The organism is Calidithermus chliarophilus DSM 9957, from assembly GCF_000430045.1.
GTDB lineage: Bacteria > Deinococcota > Deinococci > Deinococcales > Thermaceae > Calidithermus > Calidithermus chliarophilus.
In genome coordinates this window covers 795578-821005 of record NZ_KE387023.1, presented here as the reverse complement: position 1 = coordinate 821005, position 25428 = coordinate 795578, and the positions used below count along the sequence as shown (strand labels likewise).

Sequence of the window (25428 nt, the reverse complement as noted above, 5' to 3'; positions counted from 1 at the left end):
TGCGCGGCCTCGTCGGGCGGGCCCTTCAGGCCGGGGACGTGCTGGGGGTGGCCGAGCCTCGCTCTGTGCGCCCCGGCTTCCGCCACCCCCAGCCCGAACTCCCCCCCGAACCCCGCGTCCGCCTCCTCCCCGGGCCCCAGTTCAGCCGGGAAGCCCTCGAGGCGCTGTGCGCGCAGGCGCTCGAGGTCGGCACCGCCGACCGCATGGGCATGCGCCTGGCCGCCCGCCACGAGGTCCCGGGCGGCGAGGTGATCTCGGAAGCCACCCCCCTGGGCGCCGTCCAGGTCCCCCCGGGCGGCCAACCCATCGTCCTCCTCAACGACCGCGGCACCCTCGGCGGCTACGCCAAGCCCGCCATAGTCCACCCCGCCGACCTCCCCCACCTCGCCCAGCTCCGACCAGGGCAGCAGCTAAGGTTTGTGGGCTGGGAGCGATAAGCCGTCAGCTTTCAGCGGTCAGCCGTCAGCGGAAGGCTAGTGGCTCGTGGGGGTTATCCCCCAGCCCTCCTTACTAAGGGGGGTGAAGAAAGGGCGTTTCGCGTTTCGCGTTTGGCGTCTTGCGTACGACGTACGACCCGCGTTCGGCGTTCGGCTATCAGCTATCGACTATCGACGCTTTCCCGCGTCCGGCCATCCCCATTTCCCCCCCCGTCCGACAAAGCACCAGAGTGCGTACAGTACGATAGGGCCCAATGGACTGGGACGGCTTTCCCGACGAGGCCTTGCTGGCGCTGGTGGCCCGGGGGGAGGAGAAGGCCCTCGAGGTTCTCTACGACCGCTACGCCTCGGCCATGCTGGGGCTGGCCCAGCGCATGGGCTTCGACCGCGACGCCCGGGAGGACTGCGTGCAGGAGATCTTCTACCGCATCTGGAGCCGCGCGGGCAGCTTCGACGGCCGCAGGGCCACGGGCCGGAGCTGGATCCTGGCGGTGGGGCACCACTATTGCGTGGACCGGGTGCGGCGCGAGGCCAGCCGCCCGCGGGGGCTCGAGCTGTCCCCGGAGGAGGAAGAGGCCTTCGACCTGCCGGGCCCCGGCCTCGACGAGGGGGCCGCCCTGGACCGCGTGCGCGTCCAGCGGGCCCTGCAAACCCTGAGCCCGGAGGAGCGCCGGGTGATCGAGGCGCTGCACTTCCGGGGCCTGACCTATCCCGAGGCCGCCAAAGCCCTGGGCTGGCCCCTGGGAACCCTCAAGGCCCGCGTGGGGCGGGCCTTAGCCAGGCTGCGGGAGGTGCTGCGTGAAGCCTGAGGAGCTGCGCGAACTCCTCCCCCTCTACGCGCTCGACGCCCTGCCCGAGGCCGAGCGACAGGCGGTGGAGGCAGCCCTCGAGCGCCACCCCGAGCTCCAGGCCGAGCTCCGGGCACTGCTCGAAACCGCGGCCGACCTCAGCCAGAGCGTGCCCCCGGTCGCGCCCAGGGGCGAGCTCAAGGCCAGGGTGATGGGGCGCATCCGCCGCGCCCCACCGCCTGGGCCGGAGCGCCTCCCCTGGCCCCGCGTCCTGGCCCAGGCCGCCGCGGTGCTGCTGCTGGCCGCCCTCGCGTGGGGCGGGAGCTGGGCCTACCGCTGGTGGCCCTGGGTCCAGGCCTTCACCGACCCGAAAGCGCGCGTCGAAACCCTGGTGGACGAGAACGGCAAGGCCGTAGGCCGCGCCATCTACCGCCCCGACGGCCGCACGCTGGTCTACGTCGACCTCCCCCCACCGCCCCCCGGCAAGACCTACCAGCTATGGGGCGTCAACCAGGCCGACCACGTGGCCCTCCCCACCTTCGAGGGTAAGTTCGTCGAGTTCACCATGCCCCCGGGCTTCCAGGAGGTCCACGTCACCGAGGAACCGGAGGGCGGGAGCCCGTTCCCGCACGAGATCCGGGCGTTGCCGAGGGATTAGGTCGGTGGTCGATAGCGGATAGCCGATAGCCGAACGCCGGGCGCGGGTCGTACGTCGTACGCAAGACGCAAGACGCCAAACGCCCCTTTTTACCCCCCTTAACAAGGGGGGCTAGGGGGGATATCCCCCACGAGCCCCAGGCTGACGGCTGAAAGCTGACTGCTTACCGCCTCCCATGCACCGCCCTGATAAGATTCAGGCCATGGATTACGCCGAGCGGCCTCCTCGAGACGCCTTGACGCTCGTTCGCCCGGAGGTGCACGACGCCCTCGAGGGGCTTTCGCGGGCGGGGGCGGAGGACCGGGGGGCGGTGTTCACCCGGCCCGAGGTGGTGCGGCGGATGCTCGACTGGCTGGGCTACACGCCCGAGCACGACCTCCGGGGCTTCCGGCTGCTCGAGCCCTGCTTCGGCGGGGGGGAGTTTTTGCTCGAGGCGCTCGAGCGACTGCTCGCCGCCCACTTCGACCGCGGGGGAAGTGCCCGTAACGCCGACGGGCTCGAGGGTTGCCTGCGCGGGGTGGAGCTTCACCGCGAGAGCCACGGGCAAGTTATCCACAAAGTTATTAACAGGCTCGCGAAATTGGGGATAACTCGGCGGCTCGCCGCTCATCTGGCTCACACCTGGCTGGTTCAGGGCGATTTTCTGCTGGCCGATCTCGGCGGAAACGGCTCCCCGGCGCACGGCGGGGCGGGTTTTACCCACGTGGTGGGGAATCCGCCCTACCTGCGGCTCGAGCGCGTCCCGCCGGCGCTGCTGGCGGAGTACCGCCGCCGCTACCCCACCTTCCGCCACCGCGCCGACCTCTACGTGCCCTTCTTCGAGCGGGGCCTGCGGCTGCTGGCCCCGGGGGGCCGGCTGGCCTACCTCTGCACCGACCGCTGGATGAAGAACCGCTACGGCCAGCCCCTGCGCCGCCTGATCGCCGAGGGCTACCGCCTCGAGCGCTACGCCGACCTCAAGGGCGAGCAGCCCTTCCAGCACGCCGTGACCGCCTACCCCGCCGTCACGGTCATCACCCGGGCAGAGGAGCCCCACCCGGGCACCGAGGTCGCGGGGCGGGAGGGGCGCTGGGTGCGGGTGGGGCCCGAGGCCACGCCGCCGGACGGCCCGTGGCTGCTCGAGCTCGGCGCCGGCTTCGAACGCCTGCGCGAGTGGGAGCGGCGCTTCCCCGCGCTCGAGGAGGCCGGCTGCCGGGTGGGCATCGGGGTGGCCAGCGGGGCCGACGCGGTGCTGGTGCGGCCCGCCGACCTCGACGTCGAGGAGGACCGCAAGCTCCCCCTGCTGCTCGCCGCCGACGTGCGCTCAGGAAGCGTCGCGTGGTCGGGGCGGGTGCTCGTCAACCCCTTCGACGCCGAGGGCCGCCTGGTGGACTTAGCGCGCTACCCGCGGCTGCGGGCCTACCTCGAGGCCCACCGCCCCGCCCTGGAGCGCCGCTACGTCGCCCGCAAGCGCCCCGAGCAGTGGTTCCGCACCCTCGACCGCGTGGACCCCGCCCTCCGGCACACCCCCAAGCTGCTGATCCCCGACCTGGCCGGGCGCCCCATCGTGGTGCTGGAGGAGGGGCGCTACTACCCGCACCACAACCTCTACTGGGTGACCTCGAGCGCCTGGCCGCTGCCGGCGCTGCAGGCCGTGCTGCGCTCGCCGGTCGCCGCGCTGTTCGTGCGGGCGTACTCGGTGGAGATGCGCGGGGGCTACCACCGCTACCAGGCCCAGACCCTGCGCCGCATCCGCCTCCCCCGCTGGCCCGAGCTGCCCGAGGAGATCCGGCGGGACCTGGCGAGCGGGGCGGCCCGGCTCCAGCAGAGGGCGCTGGCCCGGGTGTACGGTTTGTGATGAATTACAAGGGCTCGAGGATCGCCCGGGCGCACAATGGTTGCTGCGACACCTTTTAGCGTGCCCGAGGTCCGGTCAGTGACTCTACACCAACCCCAAACTTCCCCCGTTCTGGACGGACTATTCCGCCAGGCAGCCGCCTGGCGCGAGGAAAACCCCAAAGAGGCCCTGCGGCTGTACCAGCAGGCCCTCGAGCTTGCCCAGGCCGAGGCCTGCTCCACCGGCGCGGCCCACGCCCTGCGGGGCGCCGCCGACTGCCACATCCTGCTGTCGCAGTACGAGCGGGGCCTCGAGCTCGCCCTGCAGGCCAAGGAGGCTTTCGAGGCCCTGGGCGACAGGGCCGGGGTGGGCCGCTGCCTCGTCCACGTGGGCGCGGTGCGGATGTACCAGGCCGACTACGCCGCCGCCCACGCCCACTTCGGCGAGGCGCTCGAGATCGCCGTGCTCGCCGCCGACGCCTGGCTGGAAGCCCTGGCGCGCAACAACCTGGCCTGGGTCTTCAGCACACTGGGCAGCTTCGGCTTCGCGCTCGAGCACTACCTCAAGGCCCTCGAGCTCTTCCGCTCCGTCGCCGACCCGGCCTTCGAGGCCATGGTGCTGTGCAACCTCGCCGCCACCCACCTCGAGCTCGAGGACTACGACCAGGCCCTCGAGTTCGCCCGGCGTTCGCTCGAGCTGCGCCAGCAGTTGCGCCTGCGGCTGGGCCAGGCCGACGTGCACAACCTGCGGGGCTACATCTACTACCGGCAGAAGCGCCTGGACGAGAGCATCGCCGAGCTCGAGCGGGCCATCGCGCTCTACGACGAGCTCGGCGACCGCGACTACCAGAGCGCCTCCTGGAACACGCTGGGCCAGACCCACCTCGCCCTCGGCGCGACCCAGCGGGCGCTGGAGTGCTTCGGGCGGGCCCTCGAGCTCGCCACCCTCAGCGAGTCGCCCAGCAGCCTCACCGACGCCTGGCGCTGCATAGCCGAGGCCCACCTGCAGGCCGGCGACCCCCTGCAAGCCCTCGCCGACCTCGAGCGCGCCCTGCAGCTCGGCGACGACAACCTCAGCCTGCGGCGCGACGTGCTGGAGACCCAGTCGCGCGTGCTCGAGGCGCTCGGCCGCTTCGAGGAGGCCCTGCAGGCCCACAAGGCGTTGCGCCGGGTCGAGCTCCAGCTAAAGGACGAGCAGCTCCAGCACCAGACCCTGGCCCTGTCCATGCGCTACAAGCTCGAGCAGGAGCGCCAGCGCAGCGCCGAGCTGGCCGAGGTCAACGCCGCGCTGGAGGCCCTCGACCGCGAGAAGAGCCAGCTCCTGGAGGAATTGCGCCGCCAGGCCGGGCTGCTGGAGCGGCAGAGCCTCGAAGACCCCCTCACCGAGCTCGCCAACCGCCGTCACCTCGAGAGCTACCTGCACCAGGAGTTCGCCCGCGTCCGGCGCACTGGCCGCCCCCTCACCGTCGCGGTGGCCGACATCGACAACTTCAAGGCCATCAACGACCAGCTCACCCACCCCGTCGGCGACGAGGTGCTTCGCGTGGTGGCCCGGCTGCTGCAGGGCGGCTGCCGCGCCGGCGACACCGTAGGGCGCTACGGCGGCGAGGAGTTCGTGCTGGTCTTCCCCGAGACCCCCCTCGAGGAGGCCCGCCACATCTGCGAACGCCTACGCCAGGCGGTCGAGGGCTACCCCTGGCACTCCATCCACCCCGACCTGCGTGTGACGCTGAGCTTCGGCCTGTGCGACGACACCTCCGGCCCCAGCCACGAGCCCATGATCTCCCGCGCCGACGCGCTGATGCTCGAGGCCAAGCGCGAGGGGAAGAACCGGGTGAAGATGCCGCCGGGGGGTAGTCGATAGTCGATGGTCGATGGTCGATGGTCGATGGTCGATAGCCGATAGCCGGTAGCTAAAAAAGCTTGGGGCGTATGGCTCGTGGAGACCTCTCCCCGGCCCTCCCCGCTGGCGCGAGGGTCTAGGGCCGGGGGCCAAGACGTCTTGCGTCTTGCGTTTGGCGTTTGGCGTATTGCGTTTGGCGTTTTGCGTACGACGTACGACCCGCGTTCGGCCATCAGCTATCGGCTATCGGCTATGGGCTATCAACCCTATATCTCATCATCCCCCAGCGCCCCCCGCCGCACGAAGCGGCTCAGCAGGCTCGGCGCGAAGAGGGAGAGGGCGGCCAGGACCCACAGCGCCACGGCGATGGGGCTGCTGAAGAGGAAGCCCACGTCGCCGTTGCTGATCGCCAACGCCCGGCGCAGGTTGACCTCCATCAAGTAGCCCAGCACCAGGCCCAGCAGGACGGGGGCCAGCGGGAAGTCGAGCTTGCGCATGAGGTAGCCCAGCAGGCCGAAGACGGTCATGAGCAGCAGGTCGAAGGGGTTGTTGTTGACCGCGTAGACCCCGATGAAGCTCACCGCCAGCACGGCGGGGACCAAAAACCACGAGGGCACGGCCAAGAGGCGCACGAAGAGGCCCACCAGCGGCAGGTTGAGCAGCAGCAGCATGGCGTTGCCCACGTACATTGAGGCGATGAGGCCCCACACCACGTTGGGGTGCTGCTGGAACATCTGCGGGCCCGGTGTGACGCCCAGGCTGACGAGGGCCCCCAGCATGATGGCGGTGGTGCCGCTGCCCGGCAGGCCCAGGGTGAGCAGGGGGATCATGGCCCCGCCCGCCGCCGCGTTGTTGGCCGACTCGGGGGCGGCCACCCCGCGGATGTCGCCCTGGCCGAACCGGGCCCGGCTGCCCAGGAGGCGCTTCTCGACAGTGTAGGCCACGAAGCTCGCGATGCTGGCCCCGGCGCCCGGCAGCACCCCGATTATGAAGCCCAGGACGCTGCTGCGCAGGATGCTGCCGAGGGAGAACACGAACTCCTTGAGCGAGAGGTAGACCCGGCCCACCGTGGCCTGCACCGCCGGCGGGGCTTTGTCCTCGAGGATCATCAGCACCTCGCTCACCGCGAAGAGGCCGATGGCCACGACCAAAAAGTCCATGCCGTCCTCGAGCTGCAGCAGCCCGAAGGTGAAGCGCGACATCCCGCTCTGCGGGTCCTGGCCCACCGTCGAGAGCAAGAGGCCGAAGAGCGTGGCGAGCAGGGCCTTCGCCATGTTCTTCCCGGCCAGCGCCGAGAGGGTGGAGAAGCCGAAGATCATCAGGGCGAAGTACTCGGCGGGCCCGAAGCGGATGGCCCACTGCGCCAGCAAGGGCCCCAGCAGCATCAGCGCCAGCACCGACAGCGTCCCGGCGATGAAGGAGCCCCAGGCCGAGATGGCCAGCGCGGCCCCGGCGCGGCCCTGGCGGGCCATCTGGTTGCCATCCAGGGTGGTCACGACCGAGGAGGTCTCGCCGGGGATGTTGAGCAGGATGCTCGTCGTGCTGCCGCCGTACATCGCGCCGTAGTAGATGCCCGCCAGCAGGATGATCGCCGACTCGGGCGGCAGCTTGAGCGCGAAGGTCAGGGGCACCAGGAGCGCCACCCCGCTGATGGGCCCGATGCCGGGCAGCACCCCGATGAGCGTGCCCACCAGGCAGCCCACGAAGACCAGCAGCAGGTTGACGGGCTGGAAGGCCACCCCGAACCCGTTGGCGAGGGCTTGCAGGATGTCCATAGGCTAGCGCAACCCCCAGACCCGCCCCGCCGGGAGCGGCACGTTGAGGCCGGCGGTGAAGAGGAAGTAGACCACCAGGCTGAAGGCCAGCCCGGCCAGGAGCCCCTGCCACCAGCGCGCGCCGAAGAGCACGGCGAGCAGGGCCATCTCGAGCGTGGTCACCAGGGTGAAGCCCAGCGGCACCAGCAAGTAGGCGTAGGCCACCAGGCTTCCCAGCACCAGGCCCAGCGGCAGCCAGAAGGCCGCGGGCGGCCACTGCGGGTCGGGGTCGGGCCGCAGGATCAGCCACAGGCTGGCGGCGGCGGTGCAAAAGGCGATGAGGTAGGGGAAGGGCTTGGGGCCCACGGGGTCGGAGAGGAGGCCCACCTCGAAGCGGCTGGCCGTCCAGCCGTAGCCCAGGGCGAGCAGCAGCAGCAAGACCCCTACGATGCGGTCGGCGCGGCGGGCAGGGTTGGGCATGGCACCTCCAAAAACGGTGGGCACCCGGACGGGTGCCCCGGGCTCGAGGCCCGCCTTACTTAATGATCCCCAGCTCCTTCGAGAGGTTGCGGAACTGGCTGACCTGGCGGTCGATGAAGACCTGGAACTCAGCACCCAGCGACACGAACTCGCCCAGCGAGTTCTGCTCGCGGAATTTGGCCCACTCGGGCGAACGGGCCACCCGGCGCAGGGCGTTGAGCCAGAAGTTGTAGGCCTCCTCGGGCATGTTCTTGGGCACGTAGAAGCCGCGCCACACCACCCAATCGACGTTGTAGCCGAGCTCCTTGGCGGTGGGGACGCCCGCGTAGGGCGCCGCCAGCCGCCGGGGGGCCATCACCGCCAGCACCCGCACGGTGCCGCCCTCCACCTGCCCGCGCAGCTCGGAGGCGTCGCCGGCGAAGACCTGGATGAAGCCGCCCAGCAGCGAGGTGATGGCCTGGCCGCCCCCGTCGAAGGGCACGTACTTGATGGCTCGAGGCTGGATCCCCGCCGCCCGGCCCAGCAGCAGCACCTTCATGTGGTCCTGCCCGCCCACCGCGCTGCCGCCGCCCACCGCGATCTTGCTGGGGTCGGCCTTCCAGGCGGCCACCAGGTCGGCCATGGTCTTGTAGGGCGCGTCGGCCTTGACCGCCACCACGCCGTAGTCGGCGGCGATGGCCCCCAGCCAGCGCACGTCGCGCTCGGTGAACTGGCTGAACTGCCCCTGGGCCAGCCGCACGGTGGTGGCCGGGGAGGCCGCGACGAGCAGGTTGGCGTCGTCGCCGCGCTGGGTGACCACGTTGGCGTAGGCCACCCCGCCCCCGGCCCCGGTCACGTTGGTGACCTTGAAGGGCTGGGGCACGATCTTGAGGTCGAACATCAACTGGGCCACGCTGCGGCAGGTGAGGTCCCAGCCGCCCCCCGCCCCCGCCGGGGCGATGCACTCCGGCGCCTTGGGGGTGAAAGCGGCAAGGCTCGAGCCGCCGAGGACTGCGCCCAAAGCCAGCATCAACCAGTGCTTCTTCATGCTCCCTCCTGCTTTATCAGGTGCCTCGATTGTCCCCAGGCGCCGGGGCGGGGTCAAGTTTTTGTAAATTGTGTTCACCGACCCCCCTTGGCGCCGCCCGCCTTTTGCGCGATGCTGGAGTACCGCCTCTCCGCCCCGATGACCCAAAGACCATGAGCCTCGCTCGAGCCAAACCGCGCACGGCCAGCTTCCTTCCCCGGCCCGCCTCCCGCCGCCTGGGCATCCAGATGCGCTTCTTCCTGCTGCAAGTGGCGGTGTTCACGCTGCTGATGGGGGTGCTGGCCGCGGTGCAGGTGGCGGCGCTGCAGCGCTCGGTGCGCTCGAGCTACGGCGAACGGGCGCTGATGATCTCGCGCACCGTCGCCACCATCCCCGAGGTGGTGGCCGCCTTCGACGACCCCGACCCCTCGCGCACGCTCAACCCCCTGGTCAACCGCATCCGCGAGCGGGTCGGCGCCGACTACATCGTGGTGGGCGACAAGCGGGGCATCCGGCTGGCCCACCCCCTCCCCGACCGGCTGGGCAAGCCGATGGTGGGCGGCGACAACGCCGAGCCGCTGGCCGGGCGCGAGATCATCAGCGTGGCCACGGGCTCGCTGGGCGCGGCCATCCGGGGCAAGGTGCCCGTGCGCGACGCGGCCGGCCGGGTGGTCGGGGTGGTCTCCACGGGCTACCTGCTGCCCACCGTGCAGAGCATCGCCCTGCAGGTGAGCGCCACGCTGCTGCCGTGGTTCGGGCTGGGGCTGGTCTTCGCGCTGCTGAGCAGCGTGTGGCTGAGCCGCCGCATCAAGCGGGCCATGCTCGACCTCGAGCCCGAGCAGATCGCCGCGCTGGTGCAGCAGCACCGCAGCGTGCTGAGCGCCCTGCAGGAGGGGGTGCTGGTGGTGGACGCCCAGGGCCACGTGCAGATCGCCAACCCCAAGGCCGCGCAGATGCTGGGGATCGCAGGGGATCTGGACGCGCCGCTGCCGCTGGAGGGGCTGTGGCCCGAGCTGGCCCGCAGCGGGCTGCTGGCGGGCGGCAACACCGAGAACGAGCCCCTGCACGTCGGCAACCAGCCGGTGCTGGTGGGGGTGCTGGGGATGCCGGGCGGGCAGCGCCTGGTGGTCTTCCGCGACCGGGCCGAGATCCTGCAGATGGCCGAGGAGCTCACCCAGACCCGGCGCTACGCCGAGCTGCTGCGGGCCCAGACCCACGAGTTCCAGAACCGCCTGCACACCATCGCCGGGCTGATCGAGCTCGAGCGCCCCGCCGAGGCGCTGGCGGTGATCCAGCAGGAGGCGGGCCAGGTCGAGGCCCTGCGCGACCGGGTGGCCGACCTCGAGCTGCCCCGCCTGGCCGCCTTGATCCTGGGCAAGTACCAGCGGGCCCGCGAGCTGGGCATCCGGCTGCGATTGGAGCCCGGATCGGCGCTGAGCGCGGCCTGGGCCCCGCACTCCCAGACGCTCGAGCTGGTGCTGGGCAACCTGCTCGACAACGCCTTCGAGGCGGTGCTCGAGAAGCCGCGCGGCGAGGAGAGGCACGTGAGCGTGATGCTGGGCGAGGACCCCGAGGGCCTGCAGCTCGAGGTCAGCGACGACGGGCCCGGCGTCGCGCCCGAGCTGGGGCGGCGCATCCTCGAGCGCGGCGTCTCCACCCGCGGCGAGGGGCGGGGCCTGGGCCTGCACCTCGTGCAGCAGCACGTCGAGCCGCTGGGCGGCGAGCTCAGCTTCTTCCGGCGCGGCGGCCGCAGCGTGTTCCGCGTCAGCCTGCCCGCCAGCGCCCTGCCGGAGGGGTCGGCGTGAACCCCACCCCGGTGCTGCTGGTCGAGGACGACCCGGGGGTCCTGGCGGTCAACCAGGCCATGATCGCGGGCTGGCCCGACTTCGTGGTGGTGGGCAGCGCCCAGAGCGTGGGCGAGGGCCTCGAGCTCGCCGTGCTGCTCGAGCCCGAGCTGGTGCTGGTGGACGTCTACCTCCCCGACGGCAGCGGCCTGGAGTTCGTGCGGGCCCTGCGCGGGCGCGGCCTGCGCTTCGAGGCGGTCATGATCACCGCCGCCAACGACCTCGAGACCGTGCAGCAGGCCCTTTACGAGGGCGTGATGGACTACCTCATCAAGCCCTTCCAGCAGCCCCGCCTGCGCGAGGCGCTCGAGCGCTACCGCCTGCGCCAGAGCATGAAGGCCCAGCCCCAGCCCTTCACCCAGGCCCGCCTCGACCGCCTTCTAGGCGTGCGGGCCCAGCAGCGCCTGCCCAAGGGCATCGACCTCACTACCCTCGAGCAGGTCCAGCATCTCCTGCAGGCCACGCCCCACCCCTTGAGCGCCGAGGAGGTGGGCGAAGCGGTGGGCGTGAGCCGGGTGACGGCCTGGCGCTACCTCGAGTACCTCCAGCAGAGCGGCTTCGCCCGGCTCGAGCTGAGCTACGGCACGGTGGGGCGGCCGGTGAAGCGGTACCGGGTGCAGAGGCCGTGAGTGGGGTCGATGGTCGATGGCCGGGCGCGGGTCGTACGTCGTATGTCCTACGTCGTACGCCGAACGCCAAACGCCAAACGCAAAACGCAAGACGCCAGACGCCTTGTCACCCCCCTTAGCAAGGGGGGCTGGGGGGGATAAACCCTCCCCGCGCGCGGGGAGGGGTAAACCACGAGCCACGGGCCACTAGCCACAAGCTGACGGCTGATCGCTGACCGCTCTCCTACCCTCCGCCTACCTCGCCACCCGCACCTTCTCCCCGCCCAGCAGGATGCTGCCCCATTCGGTGTCCTTGAGGCTTTCCAGGAGGGCTTTGTGGGAGCGCTCGAGGTGGCGCTCGACGAGTTCGGCGGCCTCTTCGCCCTTGCCTTGCTGCACGAGTTCGATCAGTCGGGCGTGGTCTTCGCGGGCGTGGTCGACGCCCTGGGGGCGGGTGATCTCGAGGAAACGGGCGCGGTAGATGCGCGAGAGCACCTGGGCCAGCGCCGAGACCAGGAAGCGGTTGCCCGAGAGGCGGGCCAAGGCGAGGTGGAAGTCGGTGGCCTTCTCGAGCTCGACCTCGGGGTCGGGCTCGCTGGCGACGGTGGCGAGGAGCTCGCGGATCTCGCGGGCCTTGGGCTTGCGCCGGGCGGCCATGCGCACGGCGGTGGTCTCGAGCAGGCTGCGGAACTCGAAGGCCTCGCGCAATTCGTCGAGGTCGATGGGGGCGACGGTGTACACCCGCCCGGTGCGGCGCACGAGCCCCTCACGGGCGAGCTGCTGGATAGCGGCCCGGATGGGCGTGCGCGACACCGAGAGCATCTCCTCGAGCCTGCGCTCGACGAGCGCCTCGCCCGGGGGCAGCTCGAGCGAAAGGATCGAACGCCGCAGGCGGCGGTAAGCTTCATCGGTTTGAGGTGCGACCATGTTTAGGTATGGTATTCCAAGCTGGTATACCAACTCAAGGCCAATGTCGATGGTCGATAGCCGATAGCCGAACGCCCGACGCCTAACGCCGGTCGTACGTCCTACGTCGTACGCAAAACGCAAGACGCGAAACGCCTTTTCTTCACCCCCCTTAGCAAGGGGGGCTGGGGGGATACCCCTCCCCGCGCGCGGGGAGGGAAGGGGAGGGGTAACCACGAGCCACAGGCCACGGGCCACGAGCTGACGGCTGACGGCTGACCGCTGACGGCTGATAGCTGACGGCTTGCCCCTTGCGCCCCAGGAGCCAATTTCGATAAGGTGCGCTCATGTACGACCTGAGCCTCACCTTACACAACCTGACCCGCTGGCTGGTGCTGGGGGTCGCGCTGGTGCTGATCTTCCGGAGCGTTCAAGGATTGCGCCAGGGCGGCTACGTGCTGCTGGACCGGCGGTTGGGGATGGCCTACACCGGGTTGCTGGACCTGCAACTGCTGCTGGGGCTGATCCTCTTCGCCGTCAGCCCTTTCATCCGTGGCCTTACCGCCAACGTCTCGGCGGCCATGCAGAGCAGCTCGAGCCGCTTCTTCCTGGCCGAGCACTGGGTGGTGATGCTGGTGGCGCTCGTCCTGGCGCACGTCGGCAGCAGCCGTGTCAAGAAAATCGCTGACGACCGGCAGAAGCACCGCCAGGGCCTGATCTTCTACGGGCTGAGCCTCGTGCTGGTGCTGCTGGGGATCCCCTGGTGGCGGCCCTTGCTGCCGTAACCTGGGATGAAGTGAACGGCGGGGACTATGTCCCCGCCGTTAGCGTTTAGGGGTTAGAGCCCCCTTCGCCGCCATCTTCACCGGGAGGATCCCCGGGGTTCTCCTCCTCCTCGTCCTGGGGAGGTTGCTCGGGCGCCGGGGGTGGGGTGGGAGCGGGCGGCTGCTGGGGCGCTGCCTCTTCCTTTTTAGGCTCGGCAGGGGGCGGAGTGGTTTCCTTCTTGTCGGCGGGCGGGTTCGACGGGTTGGGCTGGTTGGTCTTGGGCGGGGCCGCCGGGGCGCCCACGCTCTTCCAGGCATAGGAGGCGCGCAGAGCCTCGAGGTCCTTGGCGTCGACGACGTTGTCCTTGTTAAGGTCGCCGGGGAGGGCCTGGGGGGCCGGCGCGGGGGCGGGCTGGCCTTCGGCAGGCTTGGCCGGGGCGGGGGTCTGCCCCTCGGTCTTGGGTTCCTCGGGCTTGGGCGCGGGGTTCTGGCCCTGTTCCCCGCCGGTCTGGCCCTGCGGCGGCTGGGCGGGCTGGGTCTCGCCGGGCTTGGCCTCGGCGGGAGGGGCCGGCTGGGCGTTCGCGGGGGGGTTCGGCTGGGTGTTGGGCGCTTCGCCTTGCTTGTTCTCGGCGGGCTGGGCCTTCTTGCCCCAGTTCTGCGCGATGAGCAGCAGGGTCTCGAAGTCGTACTGGCCCTGGCTGGGGTCGCGGGGGAAGGTGTCGGCCTGGGCGAAGCGCTTGCCGTCCTTGTCGTAGAAGGCCGTCTTGATGTTGCCGGCCATCTGCTGCAGCGGGCGCAGGGGCTTGGCCGGGGTCAGGCTCAGGCGCAGGGCCTCGGTGTCCTTGCGGGGGGTGATCCAGGCGGCGTCTACGTCGAGGATGCCTTTCTCGGCGTTGTAGCGCGCCACGTAGATCAGCCCGTCGGCGGCCTTGAGGGTGTCGAGGGCGGCCTTGAGGTCCTTGAAGACGAACTGGGCCTGGAAAGCCCGCGACTCCCGGCCCTCCAGCCGCACCGTCATCAGGAAGGGCTCGGCGGTCTCGGACTGGGGCAGGGCCAGGTTCACCTTGGGCGGCGGGGGGTCGGTGACGGTGAGGGTGAATTTCTGGAAGTTGCGCGAGAGCGAGGCGTCCTCGAGGAAGGCCGTGAACTCGAAGCTGCCCTTCTCCTGCGGGGTGCCGGTGAAGGCGCCGTTGTTGAAGGTCAGGCCGCGGGGGAGGTTGCCCTCGAGCTTGAAGGTGTGGGGCCGCAGGCCCCCTTCGCTGCGCAATTGGGCCAAATAGGCCTCGCCGACGTAGGCCGGGGGCAGGCTGGTGGTGACGATCCGCAAGGCCCCCTGAGGCCCGCTGGGGTTCTTCTCGTCCCCCCCGCAAGCGGCCAGGGTCAGCGCCAGCGAGGTGAGAACGAGTTTGGCGAGTTTTGGAGCCGACATAGCGGCAGTTTACTGGGGTCTAATGAGAGGGAGGGTATATTTAGCGCTATGAGCATTAAGCCCGACTGGTGGATTCGGGAGAAGGCCAAGCAGGGCATGATCGAGCCCTTCGAGGAGCGCCTGGTGCGCGAGGGGGTCATCAGCTACGGCCTGACCAGCTTCGGCTACGACCTGCGCGCCGCGCGCGAGTGGAAGATCTTCGCCAACGTCTTCCACACCATCGCCGACCCCAAGGGCCTCGACCCCAAGAGCTTCGTGGACTACGAGGGCGACGAGGTGATCATCCCCCCCAATTCCTTCGTGCTCGCCCGCAGCATGGAGTACATCCGCATGCCCGACAACGTCATGGCCATCGCCATCGGCAAGAGCACCTACGCCCGGGTGGGCATCGTCGCCAACATCACCCCCCTCGAGCCCGGCTGGGAGGGCCACGTGACGCTGGAGTTCTCCAACACCACCCCCCTTCCCGCCAAGATGTACGCGGGCGAGGGCGTCGTGCAACTCGTCTTCTTCGAGGGCGAGCGCCCCGAAGTGACCTACGCCGACCGCAAGGGCAAGTACCAGGGCCAGCGGGGCATCACCCTGCCGCGCATCTGACGGGCCGGGCTTGTGGCCTGTGGGGAGCCGTCAGCCATCAGCCGTCAGCGATCAGCTTGTGGCTCGTGGCTCGTGGTTTACCCCTCCCCGCGCGCGGGGAGGGTTTATCCCCCCTAACCCCCCTTGCTAAGGGGGGAACATGGCGTTTGGCGTTCGGCGTTCGGCGTTCGGCGTTTGGCGTTCGGCGTTCGGCGTACCACGTACGACCCGCATTCGGCGCCCGGCTATCGCCCACCGACACATCCCACCACCCCCACCTGGTATACACTGGCACAGCGATGCGCTGGCTCGTGTGCCTGGTGGGTCTCCTGGCTATCGCCGGGTGCGGAAACCGCTCCCTGCGGGCCCTCGAGTACCGCTCCGACAAGCCGGTGCGCGAGTTCAGCCGCGCTGAGCAGGTCATCGACCCGCAGAAGTACGACTACTTCGCCGAGATCGAGGTCGTCCGGAAGGGCAAGATGCGGCTCGACCTCTTCGAGGTCGAGGCGCCGGTGGCAGTCAACTCCTTCGTGTTCCTGGCGCTCAACCGCTACTACGACGGGCTGGCGTGGCACCGGGTCATCCCCGACTACGTGGCCCAGACCGGCGACCCCACCGGCACGGGGGCGGGGGGGCCGGGCTACAGCTTCGGGCTCGAGGTCAGCCCCAAGCTCAGGTACGACCGGGCCGGGATGGTGGGCGTGGCCCGCACCTTCGACCCCAACTCCAACGGCTCGCAGTTCTTCATCACCCTCCAGCCCACGCCCATCCTCAACGGGCAGTACACCATCTTCGCCGAGGTCGTCGAGGGCATCGACGTGCTCGGCAAGCTCGCCCCCACCGAAGGCCCCCAGGCCGTAGACCCCGACAAGCGCGACAAGATCAGGAGCGTGCGCATTCTGGTGCGCAACAAGTGAGCACCCCCACAGGAGGCCCCATGCAAGCACTGGAGTATTTGTCCCAAACCCCCAAGCACAACTTCCGCCAGCCCGAGCAGGTCATCGATCCCGAGAAGTACGACTACTCCGCCGAGATCGAGACCAGCAAGGGCCGCTTCACGGTCGAGCTCTTCGCCAAGGAGGCGCCCAACGCCGTCAACTCCTTCGTCTTCCTGGCGCTCAACCGCTACTTCGAGGGCATCGTGTGGCACCGGGTGATTCCCGGCTTCGTCGCCCAGACCGGCGACCCCACCGGCACCGGCACCGGCGGCCCCGGCTACCAGTTCGGCCTCGAGGTCGCCCCCCACCTCAACTACGACCGCAAGGGCCGCCTGGGCATGGCGCGCACGCAAAACCCCAACTCCAACGGCTCACAGTTCTTCGTCACCTTCGCCCCCATCCCCCACCTCAGCCAGCAGTACAGCATCTTCGGCCAGGTGAGCGAGGGCATGGAAGTCGTCGAAGCCATCGCCCCCACCGAGGGCGTGCCGGGCCCGGCCCGCGGCGACGCGCGGGATAAGATCGTGTCGGTGAAGATCTTCGCGAAGAGCAAATAGCCCGTAGCCTGTAGCCGATAGCTAGGGATGAGCGGCTATCGGCTATCCGCTATCCCCATGATCCCCGAAGGCACCCGCTACCACCTCCCCCCCGAAGCCCGGCTGCGGCGCGAGCTGGCCGGGCGGCTGACCGAGCTGTTCCACGGCTGGGGGTACGAGCTCGTCGAGCTGCCAGCGCTCGAGCTCTACGACACCCGCCACGTGCTCGCCGAGCGCTCCTTCAAGCTCGTGGACAAGACCGGCGACGTGCTGGCCCTGCGGGCCGACTTCACCTCGGCGCTGGCCAACCTCGTCGAGGCCTTCCCGCCCGAGCGCTACCCCGCGCGCTACCAGTACGCCGGGCAGGTGTGGCTGCGCGAGGCCGACGCCGAGCTGGGTCGCGTGCGCGAGTACACCCAGTTCGGCGTCGAGCTCATTGGCGTCTCGAGCCCCCGCGCCGACGCGGAGGTGCTCGAGCTGGCCTGGGAGGCCCTGCAGGCGCTGGGCTTCGAGGAAGCCCGCATCGAGGTGGGGCTGCCCTCGCTGGTGCGCGACCTGCTCGAGAGCACCGGCCTGAGCCGGGCCCAGGTCGAGAGCCTGCGCCAGGCCATCCACCACAAGAACATCCCCGAGCTCGCCGGGCTGCTCGGGGCCTACCGCGTGGGCGGCCCGGCCCCGGCCATCCTGGCCCTCCCCGACCTCTACGGCGGGCGCGAGGTGCTGCAAGAAGCCCGCAAGCTCAGCCTCACCGACAAGGCCCACGCCGACCTCGACTGGCTCGAGGCCGTGCTGGCCCTCCTCCCCGACGTGCCGCTCCTCCTCGACTTAGGCCGCGCCCGCCGCCTCGACTACTACACCGGCATCAACTTCCAGGCCTACACCCAGGACTTCGGCCTCCCCCTGCTGGGCGGGGGCCGCTACGACGGCACGCTGCTGCCCCAGGCCTGCGGCTTCACGGTGGGCCTCGAGCGCGTGATGGAGGCGCTGTTCGCCCCGCGCGGCGGGCTGGCCCCCAAGCTCTCGGCCGAGCCCCGCGTGCCCGACGTGCTCGCCCTCGACCGTGACTTAGCCCGCGAGCTCCGCGCCGAAGGGCAGCGGGTCGAGCTGGCCTGGACCGACGACCTCACCCAACTGCGCTTCTACGCCCGCAGCCGGGGCATCCCCCTCATCGCCCTCGAGGGGCGGCTCGAGGAGCCCTGAGCCCGGCTCCTAAATTGCAACCTGAAGCTACACCCTCGGTAGCGGCAGTTGCTACCCTGGGGTAGATGGCAGGCAAGCGCTCCTACGACGACGGCTGTGCAGCGGCCCACGCCCTCGACCTGGTGGGCGAGCGCTGGGCGCTGCTGGTGGTGCGCGAGCTGCTGCTGGGCCCCAAGCGCTTCAGCGACCTGCAGGCCGGGCTGCCCCACATCAGCCCCAACGTGCTCTCCCAGCGCCTGAAGGACCTCGAGCAGATCGGGGTGGTGCGCCGCCACCGGCTGCCGCCCCCGGCGGCGGTGTGGGTCTACGAGCTCAGCGAGTGGGGCTACGAGCTCGAGCCCATCCTGCAGCAGCTCGGCCGCTGGGGCGCCCGCTCGCCCTGGCGGCCCGCCGAGGCCCCCATCAGCCTCGCCACGCTCGTCACCGCGATGAAGACGATGTTCCATCCCCCGGCCGCCGAGGGCCTGGAGGCGACGTACGAGCTGCGCGTGGGGGAGGAGCGCTTCCGGGTGCGCGTCGCGGGCGGGGCGCTCGAGATCGCGCGCGGCCGGGCCGAGCGGCCCGACGCGGTGCTCGAGGGCGACGTGGCGACGCTGGGGGCGCTGGCCTTCGCCGGGCAGCCCTTCGCCGAGGCCGTGAGCTCCGGGCGACTGCTCGTGTATGGCGACGCGGAACTCGCCCGGCGCTTCCTGGGGCTGTTCAAGATGCCCGAGCCCGTGGTGCTGTAGTTAACTCAATTTAATATCAATAACATTTCTTGATTTTTACTCTTACAGATATTATCTTTGAAAATCGAGGATCAATCATGAGTTCACCCTTCGCGTCCCATAAGCGTCGCCGGTGGCTGGTGCCGCTAATCTTACTGCTTATTCTATTGACCGTTGGGATTTTCTCACTGCTCAGAACATCGGCGCTGTCCAATTCCGACATTCGGGAAGTTATCGGAATAGCGGCGTTGCCCCCGGAGGAAAGGGCGGAGTCCGAGCGTATCGCGAAGGAAATATACAATGAGTTTCTGTTATCGAGCCGAGGACGCCCGCTACAGGTGGGCGAGCGTATGCCCGATGTGCCGTTCCGGGATCTGGAGAACCGCGAGCACTCCATCCACGGGAGCCGCACCGTTTTGTTCGTCGGTCGCCATGGGTGCACGAGCTGCGAAGCAGCTATCGCCAAGTTGTATGGTAAGCCCGTCCGAATCGCGGAGTTCGTGACTTATGGCGAGCTCCCCTCCAGCCAACCCCAAAATGTCCTGATCGCCGATTTCCGTGCCAACGGCGACTCCAGTGGACCGGGCGTGGGGCGCCTGCCCGCCGCACTGGCCGCGGGGGGCGTTCCGGCCGTCTACCTGCTCGATGAGACCGGCGTGATCCAGTACGTGCGCCGGAGCAGCGGTTTTGCAGAGGAAACGGAGCTTCCCGCGGCGGTGGAACGCCTACTGGGTGGCGAAAAAGTCAGGACTGTCCAGGTGCGCGGCCTGACCCCGAACGCGCGGCTGGACTGGTCGCGCCTGGGTGCCTGGGTGGATGAACTCAAACCCGTCTTGGGGTCAACCGGCAAACGTTCGGCGGTTATCTTCTCTCATGACAACTGTCCGCCCTGTTCCGAACTTTTTGAATCCCTGAAGGGTGACTTGCAGCGCCTAAGCCAAAACGGCCACGGAATCGTTTTGGTAGCGGTCGGGGGGAAGCCGTCAGGAACACTTGGCCTTACGGTCATCCATGACCCAAAGGGCGCCCTTGCAAAAGAATGGAATGTGGAGAGTTGGCCTTCTACCTTTATTTTCGAGGGAGACAAATACGTTGGACGGCTTAGCTACCGGGATTACACGGTAAAAACTTCATCTAATAACCGAGAGATTCTGTACCGACAGCCCTTTACCATGGCACTGGAAATGGCTCTCAAGCAATAACCGGGTGCGGCCAGGAGGCTTCTCAGCCTTACGGTACTCATGCGGAACCTGCTAAGCAAAGTCCCGCTCGCTACCAGCACGGCGTTCCTGGCCGCCGTGCTGGCCTTGGTGTTGGTGGTCGAGTACCGGCGGACACAGGCCGAGGGTTGGGCAGCCTGGGCCCGTACCGGCGAGTTCTACGTCGCGCAGCCCCCAGACGGGTTCACGCTGGGCCCGCGGGCTCAGAAGGTGCTGGCGGCACTCGCCGGACGAGGGGAAGTCGCGGCTTTGTACCGCTGGGAGCGGCCCGGGCTGCGGGAGCACCGGGCCGAGGCCATGGTGGCCCGGGTATCCCCCTCCTGGCTGCGCCTCGCGGCGCCGCTCGAGGCGGGGCGCATGCCGACCACCCCCCAGGAAGCGCTGGCGCGGGAGGGCGGGCCGTACCGGCTGGGCGAGCGGGTCGGTTCCTTCACCGTGGTCGGCCTGGTCGGGGCAGTGCCCTGGCGCCGGGACCCGGACGACGTGCTCGTGCAGCCTGTGGAGACGGTGGAGGCGCGGGTGGAGCAACTGGTGGCCGCCTCGGCCCCGGCACGGGAGCGGCTACAAGCGGCCCTGGCGGGCGAGGGTGGCCCCGTGCTCGAGTGGCGATCGGGCCTGGGCCTGTTCTGGGACCTGGGGGGCTACTCCCTGCAAAGCCGCAGCCTGCTTCTGCGGGTATTCCTGGCGTGCGGGCTGTTCACCCTGGCGGTGCTGGGGATACTGGGCAGCCTGCGGGCCCACTGGCACCGGCAGCAGGACACCTACCGCCTCGAGCGCGCCCTGGGGCTGACCCGGCGGGAGCTCGAGCGGCGCTGGCTCCTCGGCGCGCTCCCCCACTGGGCGCTTCCCACGGGCCTGGCCCTGCTGGCGGCGCTGGCGTACGCGGCCTCGAGCCACTCCCTGTACGCGCTGCCCTCCGTACTGCCGCTGGCGGCGGGCCTGCTGGCGGTGGGCTTTACCGCCACCGCCCTGCTGGTGCGCGAGGCCAGCCGCTTCAGCCTGGCCCGGGCCAGCGGCGAAACGCGGGAGAGCTGGCGGGACGCCGTGCAGCCGGTCCTCTTGGTCGCGTGCATCGCGGGCGGCGGGGCCTTCGTGCTGGGCAAGACCCTGGAGCGGTGGGAGGAGGGTGCCCGCTTCGTCGGCCGGATCGGGGCCGACCGCGTGGACGTGAGCCCCTCGGTGGGGCTGGCCCGGCCCTTCGACGAGCGCAGTTGCGCCCGGCTGGGGCTGCCGCAGGTGCTCGAGTGCGGCTACTACGTCCGGCTTGGGGCCCCGCTCAGCGTGGGGGGGAAGGTGTTCTGGGACTTAGACCGTGTGGTGTTGATGGACACGGGCCTGGTCCGGGCGGCGCGCCTCGAGCTCGTGCAGGGCCGCTGGCCCGTGGGGGGGCAGCGGGAACTCGCGCTCAGCGAGAGCACGTGGCGCCGGCTCCGCCCGGCGGGGCTGGCTTTGGGCGGGGAGGTGGCCTTCAACGCCGGCCTGAAGTGGCGGGTGGTGGGCGTGGTCCGGGACTACCTAGGCCCCGACCGCCCCCGCTTCGTCGCCGACGCCTATGCCGGGCTGGGGGACCCCTTCCTCTCGAAGCTGCCCCGCGTGCCGCCCCTGGGCTACAGCGGCCTGGTGCTGCGGGTGGCGGGAGACGCCGAGGCCCTGGCGCCCGTGCTGCGCGAACGGCTGGGGCGCCAGGTCGGGGTCGCGCGCCCGGCGGGGTTCGCGCTGGCCCTCAAGGCCCAGGCCGAGCGCGACCTCCGGGACGTCGTGGTGCTCGTCATCCTGGCGCTGGCGGTGGCGGCCCAGGTCTTCGTCGCCAGCCTGCGGCAACTGGTGCGCCAGCGCTTCGCCGAGATCGCGGTGTGGCGGCTGCTGGGCCTCGAGCGCAGCCGCACCCGGCTGTGGGTGTTCGCGCGGTTCTGGCGCTTCCCTGGGGCCGTGCTGGCGGGGCTGGTCTCGCTGGCGCTGTCCGCGTGGGCGCTGGGTTGGGTTTCGGGGGCGCAGGTGGCGACTTTGGCCCTGCTCGGCGCGGTGCTGCTGCTGCTGAGCTGGGGGGCGGTCCACCTCGCGCTGCGGGAGGAGCTGGCCCTCAGCCCGGCCGAGCTCTTCGGAAAGGCGTTGCAGGAATGATCGAGCTCACCGACGTAACCCGCGACTACCCCATGCGCCGGCGCACGGTGCGGGCGCTGGGGCCCCTCAGCCTGCGCGTGGGCCGGGGGGAATTCTGGGCGATCCAGGGCCGTTCGGGCTCGGGAAAGTCCACGCTGCTCAACCTGATCGGGCTGCTGGACGAGGCCACGGCAGGGGAATACCGCCTGGAAGGCACGCCCGTCACCGGGCTGTCCGACACCCAGAAGAGCCGCCTGCGCGCGAGAACCTTCGGCTTTCTGTTCCAGTCCTTCCGGCTGGTCCAGGGCAAGACCGTGCTGGAGAACGTCCTGCTGCCCATGGAGATCGCCCGCCTCGAGGCCGACCCCCGGGCCCGGGAGGAGCGGGCGCTGCACCTGCTCGAGCAGGTCGGGCTCGCCGACCGCGCCGCCCACCTTCCGGCCGAGCTCTCCGGCGGGGAGGCCCAGCGGGTGGCCTTCGCGCGGGCCCTGGCAAACGGACCCCAGGTCCTGCTCGCCGACGAGCCCACCGGCAACCTCGACCCCATCAACCGTGACCGCGTCCTGGGGCTCATCCACGCCTTCCACTCCCAAGGCACGACCGTAGTGCTCGTCACCCACGACCCGGAGGTGGCCCGCGGCGCGCAGCGGCATTTGCGGCTCGAGCGAGGCCAGGTAGCCGAAGGCTGAGCCCGGGCGGGTGTGCCTCGAGGACACCCTTCCCTCACGCGACCCGATAAGATGGGGGCAGAGGTTAAAACATGAAACGTTTCCGCACCCGCGCCGTGCACGCCGGCCAGCGCCCCGACCCGCTGACGGGCGCCCACGCCACGCCCGTCTACAGCACCTCGACCTTCGCCTACGGCTCCTTCGAGCGCGGGGCCCGGCTGTTCGAGGGGGAGGAGGCCGGCTTCATCTACAGCCGCATCGGCAACCCCACCGTGCGGGCCTTCGAGGAAAAGATGGCGAGCCTCGAGGGCGCCGAGGACGCGGTGGCCTTCAGCAGCGGCATGGCGGCGGTGAGCGCTCTGGCCTTCACCCTGCTGCGCCCGGGCGACGAGGTGGTGTACCTGGCCCCGCTCTATGGCGGCACCGAGGGCTTCTTCCTCGAGACCTTGCACAAGTTCGGGGTCATCGTCACCGACGCGGGGAGCGTGGAAAACCTGGAGGCCACGCTTTCCCCGGCCACCAAGCTCGTCTACCTCGAGACCCCCACCAACCCCACCCTGCGCATCTACGACCTGGCCGAAGTGGCCCGCGTCGCCCGCGCCCACGGCGTGCTGACCTGCGTGGACAACACCTTCGCCACCCCCTGCCTCACCCGGCCGCTCGAGCTCGGCATCGACGTGGTGCTCCACTCGGCCACCAAGTACCTGGGCGGCCACGGCGACGCGCTGGGCGGGGTGCTGGCCGGGCCCAAGGAGCTGATGGACGCGGTGCGGATGGAGGGCCTGCGCCACCTGGGGGGTTCGCTGGGGGCCTTCGAGGCCTTCCTGCTGCTGCGCGGCGTCAAGACGCTGCCCCTGCGGATGGAGGCGCACTGCGCGGGCGCGATGCGGGTGGCCGAGTACCTCGCCAAGCACCCCGCCGTCCGGCGCGTGCACTACCCCGGCCTGCCCTCCCACCCCGGGCACGCCGTGGCGCGGCGGCAGATGCAGGGTTTCGGGGGGCTGGTCTCGCTCGAGCTGCCCTCCCGCGAGGCGGCGGGCGTGTTCCTCGACAGCCTCGAGCTGTTCACCCAGGCGGTGAGCCTGGGCGACGTGGAGTCGCTGGCCACCCACCCCGCCTCCACCACCCACCAGCTTTTGGAGCCCGCCCTGCGCGAGCGCCACGGGGTCAGCGAGGGCTTGGTGCGGCTCTCCGTCGGCGTGGAAGACCCCGAAGACCTCATCGCCGACCTCGAGCACGCCCTCGAGCGCGCGGTCCAGGCGGTGCCGGTGGGGCCGCGCGAGGGCTGAGCGTTTTCATCCGATTGGGGTCTGGGGCGGGAGACCCTGACCAAGCTGGGGTTTGGTCAGGGAGGTAGAGCCCCGGGCGCTCGCCAGAGCGCTACACCCACTCACCTCCTTTGTGGCAAGATAAGCCTCGGGAACACGGTTCCCTGAGTACCGGCATCGCCGGGGGCCTGGCGGCCCTTCACTGCGCACCTTGAAACCCGGGGTAGGGGGTTGGTACGGGTAGGGTTTCGCACCGCACCCAGCCGCCGTACCGTAAAACTCCGACGGCCTTGCTCCCAACGCACCCCCTAGGGGGAGGCTTCTTTGAGCAGGTGCAATGCCCGAAGAGCTGGCTCGACGGGCAGGGGCCGTTGTAAACCGGCCCGGATTCTGAGGATCTCGTCTATGCATCGTCTCTCCTCGGAAAGCCCCTACCAGACTGCGTAGCGGTCGGTAGGGGTGGTTTACGAATTCCCTGCGGCCTGGCGTAAAATCGGGCCTGTGACCCCCTGGCAGCTCCGGGTGCTGGGCACCCCGCACCTCCACCGCGCCGGCCAGCCCCCGGTCCCGCTCGAGCGCAAGCCGGCGGCCCTGCTGGCCTACCTGGCGCTGGAGGGGCCCACCCCGCGCTCGAGGCTCGCCGGGCTGCTGTGGCCCGAGGGCTCCGACGCCTCCGCCCGCAACAACCTGCGCCAGACCCTCTTCAACCTGCGCCGCTTCGAGGGGCTGTTCTCGGGCAGTGACCCCCTGGGCCTGGGGCCGGGGGTCGAGAGCGACGTGGCCGAGCTGCAGAGCCAGGTCACCTCCGGGCAGGGGCAAGGGCTGGAGTGGCAGGGGCAACTGCTGGAGGGCTACGACTACGACGACTGCCCCGAGTTCGAGGAGTGGCTGCTCCACGAGCGCGAGCGGCTGCGGGAGCTGCGGCGGGAGGCGCTGGGCCTGCTGTGCGAGCGCCTCGAGCGCGAGGGCAAGCTGGCCGAAGCGCTGTCCTGGGCGCAGAAGCTCCTGGAGGCCGACCCCATCTCCGAAGCCTCGCACCGGCGGGTGATGCGGCTGCACTACCTGCTGGGCGACCGCGCCGCCGCGCTCAGGGCCTACCAGCGCTGCGCCGAGGTGCTGCAGCGCGAGCTGGGGGTCAGGCCGCTCGAGGAGACCGTGGCCCTGGCCGAGGAGATCGGGCGGGGTGCCCTGCCGGTCCTCCCGCCCGCCCAGCACAAGCCCATCCCTCTCGCCCTGCAGCGCCCGCCCGTGCTGGCGGGGCGCGAGCGCGAGTGGGCCCTGATGGAGGAGGCCTGGGAGGCGGGCCGGGTGATCTACGTCGTCGGGGAGCCGGGCATCGGCAAGACCCGCCTGGTGCAGGACTTCGCGGCCTCCAAGGGCGGCGGGCTCTACCTCCCCGCCCGACCCGGCTTCCGCGAGATCCCCTTCGCGGCCGCGGTGAGCCTGGCCCGCGCACGCCTGGCCGCCGCGCCCGAGGTGGTCCTGCCCCCCTGGGTGCGCCTCGAGCTCGCCCGCATCCTGCCCGAGTTGCGCGAGGAGGGCGAGCCGCCCGCGCAGGGCGAGGGGGAGCGGCTGCGCTTCTACCAGGCCTACCTCGAGCTCGTGCGCCTCACCGGCGCCCGCTTCGCCGCCTCCATCAGCGACGACGTGCAGTACTACGACCAGGCCACCATCGAACTCGGCGCCTACCTCATCTCCCAGCGGGCGGCCTACGGCCTCAACCGCGACATCCCCCGCTACGTCATGACCTACCGCCCCGGCGAGCTCACGCCCCAGGCCCAGGCCACCGTGGACGAACTGGTGGCTTCGGGCCTGGCCGCCCGCGTCGAGCTGCGGCCGCTCGAGCCCGCCGCCGTGGCCGTGCTGCTCGACGGCCTCAGGCT

At 70.3% G+C, this 25428-nt stretch carries 23 protein-coding genes; 18 read left to right on the top strand and 5 right to left on the bottom strand.

Going from position 1 to position 25428, the window contains the following annotated elements; all coding sequences use genetic code 11:
- From MEICH_RS29150 to MEICH_RS26885, 5 genes are all read left to right on the top strand, one after another.
- Window positions 1-437, top strand: a 437-nt coding sequence (locus tag MEICH_RS29150; RefSeq protein ID WP_036218276.1) for a 5-oxoprolinase subunit C family protein, incomplete at its 5' end; no start/stop codon positions are given.
- Between the two features lie 254 nt (window positions 438-691).
- Window positions 692-1246 (top strand): sigma-70 family RNA polymerase sigma factor, encoded by a 555-nt coding sequence (locus MEICH_RS0103985; RefSeq protein WP_027891529.1) that lies wholly within the window; start codon window positions 692-694, stop codon window positions 1244-1246.
- On the top strand, window positions 1236-1883 hold the full coding sequence (locus MEICH_RS0103980; RefSeq protein ID WP_027891528.1) for an anti-sigma factor: 648 nt from the start codon (window positions 1236-1238) through the stop codon (window positions 1881-1883). The genes MEICH_RS0103985 and MEICH_RS0103980 overlap by 11 nt, the downstream gene beginning before the upstream one ends.
- Before the next feature lie 202 nt (window positions 1884-2085).
- Window positions 2086-3720: an Eco57I restriction-modification methylase domain-containing protein gene (locus MEICH_RS23495; RefSeq protein WP_051303892.1), complete on the top strand. Its 1635-nt coding sequence runs from the start codon at window positions 2086-2088 to the stop codon at window positions 3718-3720.
- Window positions 3721-3798: 78 nt separating this feature from the next.
- Entirely contained in the window at window positions 3799-5562 is a 1764-nt protein-coding gene (locus MEICH_RS26885) for a tetratricopeptide repeat-containing diguanylate cyclase (protein ID WP_051303891.1), read from the top strand.
- Between the two features lie 245 nt (window positions 5563-5807).
- On the opposite strand, the gene MEICH_RS0103965 is transcribed toward MEICH_RS26885, so the two are convergent.
- Genes MEICH_RS0103965 through MEICH_RS0103955 form a run of 3 tightly spaced genes read right to left on the bottom strand, consistent with a single transcriptional unit; the run spans window position 5808 to window position 8802 of the window.
- Entirely contained in the window at window positions 5808-7316 is a 1509-nt protein-coding gene (locus tag MEICH_RS0103965; RefSeq protein ID WP_027891527.1) for a tripartite tricarboxylate transporter permease, read from the bottom strand.
- Window positions 7317-7319: 3 nt separating this feature from the next.
- Complete coding sequence (locus MEICH_RS0103960; protein ID WP_027891526.1) at window positions 7320-7775, bottom strand: tripartite tricarboxylate transporter TctB family protein; 456 nt, start codon at window positions 7773-7775, stop codon at window positions 7320-7322.
- 55 nt (window positions 7776-7830) lie between these two features.
- Window positions 7831-8802, bottom strand: a complete 972-nt coding sequence (locus MEICH_RS0103955) for a Bug family tripartite tricarboxylate transporter substrate binding protein (protein ID WP_027891525.1) — start codon at window positions 8800-8802, stop codon at window positions 7831-7833.
- Between the two features lie 152 nt (window positions 8803-8954).
- On the opposite strand from MEICH_RS0103955, the gene MEICH_RS0103950 reads away from it, so the two are divergent.
- Both MEICH_RS0103950 and MEICH_RS0103945 read left to right on the top strand, forming a co-directional pair.
- The gene (locus MEICH_RS0103950) at window positions 8955-10586 is read left to right on the top strand and encodes an ATP-binding protein (protein WP_027891524.1); all 1632 of its coding nucleotides are present in this window, start codon (window positions 8955-8957) and stop codon (window positions 10584-10586) included.
- Window positions 10583-11254 carry a response regulator gene (locus MEICH_RS0103945; RefSeq protein ID WP_027891523.1) on the top strand — a complete coding sequence of 224 codons (672 nt, stop codon included), beginning with the start codon at window positions 10583-10585 and terminating at the stop codon, window positions 11252-11254. The genes MEICH_RS0103950 and MEICH_RS0103945 overlap by 4 nt, the downstream gene beginning before the upstream one ends.
- 234 nt (window positions 11255-11488) lie before the next feature.
- Here MEICH_RS0103945 and MEICH_RS0103940 read toward each other — a convergent pair whose 3' ends face one another.
- Window positions 11489-12160, bottom strand: a complete 672-nt coding sequence (locus MEICH_RS0103940) for a GntR family transcriptional regulator (RefSeq protein WP_027891522.1) — start codon at window positions 12158-12160, stop codon at window positions 11489-11491.
- 326 nt (window positions 12161-12486) lie between these two features.
- Here MEICH_RS0103940 and MEICH_RS0103935 point away from each other — a divergent pair, with 326 nt between their 5' ends.
- Window positions 12487-12924 carry a hypothetical protein gene (locus MEICH_RS0103935; RefSeq protein WP_027891521.1) on the top strand — a complete coding sequence of 146 codons (438 nt, stop codon included), beginning with the start codon at window positions 12487-12489 and terminating at the stop codon, window positions 12922-12924.
- Window positions 12925-12970: 46 nt separating this feature from the next.
- Here the strand turns inward: MEICH_RS0103935 and MEICH_RS26880 are convergent, their stop codons facing one another.
- The gene (locus tag MEICH_RS26880) at window positions 12971-14332 is read right to left on the bottom strand and encodes an Ig domain-containing protein (protein WP_051303890.1); all 1362 of its coding nucleotides are present in this window, start codon (window positions 14330-14332) and stop codon (window positions 12971-12973) included.
- 48 nt (window positions 14333-14380) lie between these two features.
- On the opposite strand from MEICH_RS26880, the gene dcd reads away from it, so the two are divergent.
- From dcd to MEICH_RS0103885, 10 genes are all read left to right on the top strand, one after another.
- Window positions 14381-14929: a dCTP deaminase gene (gene dcd / locus MEICH_RS0103925; RefSeq protein ID WP_027891520.1), complete on the top strand. Its 549-nt coding sequence runs from the start codon at window positions 14381-14383 to the stop codon at window positions 14927-14929.
- A 278-nt stretch (window positions 14930-15207) separates the two neighbouring features.
- Entirely contained in the window at window positions 15208-15825 is a 618-nt protein-coding gene (locus MEICH_RS0103920; protein ID WP_027891519.1) for a peptidylprolyl isomerase, read from the top strand.
- A 20-nt stretch (window positions 15826-15845) separates the two neighbouring features.
- Window positions 15846-16403 (top strand): peptidylprolyl isomerase, encoded by a 558-nt coding sequence (locus MEICH_RS0103915; protein ID WP_051303889.1) that lies wholly within the window; start codon window positions 15846-15848, stop codon window positions 16401-16403.
- Between the two features lie 57 nt (window positions 16404-16460).
- A complete protein-coding gene (locus MEICH_RS0103910; RefSeq protein WP_027891517.1) occupies window positions 16461-17582 on the top strand; it encodes an ATP phosphoribosyltransferase regulatory subunit in 1122 nt (373 codons plus the stop codon).
- Window positions 17583-17647: 65 nt separating this feature from the next.
- A complete protein-coding gene (locus tag MEICH_RS0103905) occupies window positions 17648-18310 on the top strand; it encodes a winged helix-turn-helix transcriptional regulator (RefSeq protein ID WP_027891516.1) in 663 nt (220 codons plus the stop codon).
- Window positions 18311-18387: 77 nt separating this feature from the next.
- Window positions 18388-19491 (top strand): thioredoxin domain-containing protein, encoded by a 1104-nt coding sequence (locus MEICH_RS28395; RefSeq protein ID WP_157202601.1) that lies wholly within the window; start codon window positions 18388-18390, stop codon window positions 19489-19491.
- Window positions 19492-19530: 39 nt separating this feature from the next.
- Window positions 19531-21630: an ABC transporter permease gene (locus MEICH_RS0103900; protein WP_027891515.1), complete on the top strand. Its 2100-nt coding sequence runs from the start codon at window positions 19531-19533 to the stop codon at window positions 21628-21630.
- Window positions 21627-22298, top strand: coding sequence for an ABC transporter ATP-binding protein (locus MEICH_RS0103895; RefSeq protein ID WP_027891514.1), 672 nt, complete (start codon window positions 21627-21629; stop codon window positions 22296-22298). The genes MEICH_RS0103900 and MEICH_RS0103895 overlap by 4 nt, the downstream gene beginning before the upstream one ends.
- Before the next feature lie 71 nt (window positions 22299-22369).
- The gene (locus tag MEICH_RS0103890; RefSeq protein WP_027891513.1) at window positions 22370-23566 is read left to right on the top strand and encodes a trans-sulfuration enzyme family protein; all 1197 of its coding nucleotides are present in this window, start codon (window positions 22370-22372) and stop codon (window positions 23564-23566) included.
- Between the two features lie 480 nt (window positions 23567-24046).
- On the top strand, window positions 24047-25428 hold a 1382-nt coding region (locus tag MEICH_RS0103885; RefSeq protein WP_051303888.1), incomplete at its 3' end, for an ATP-binding protein.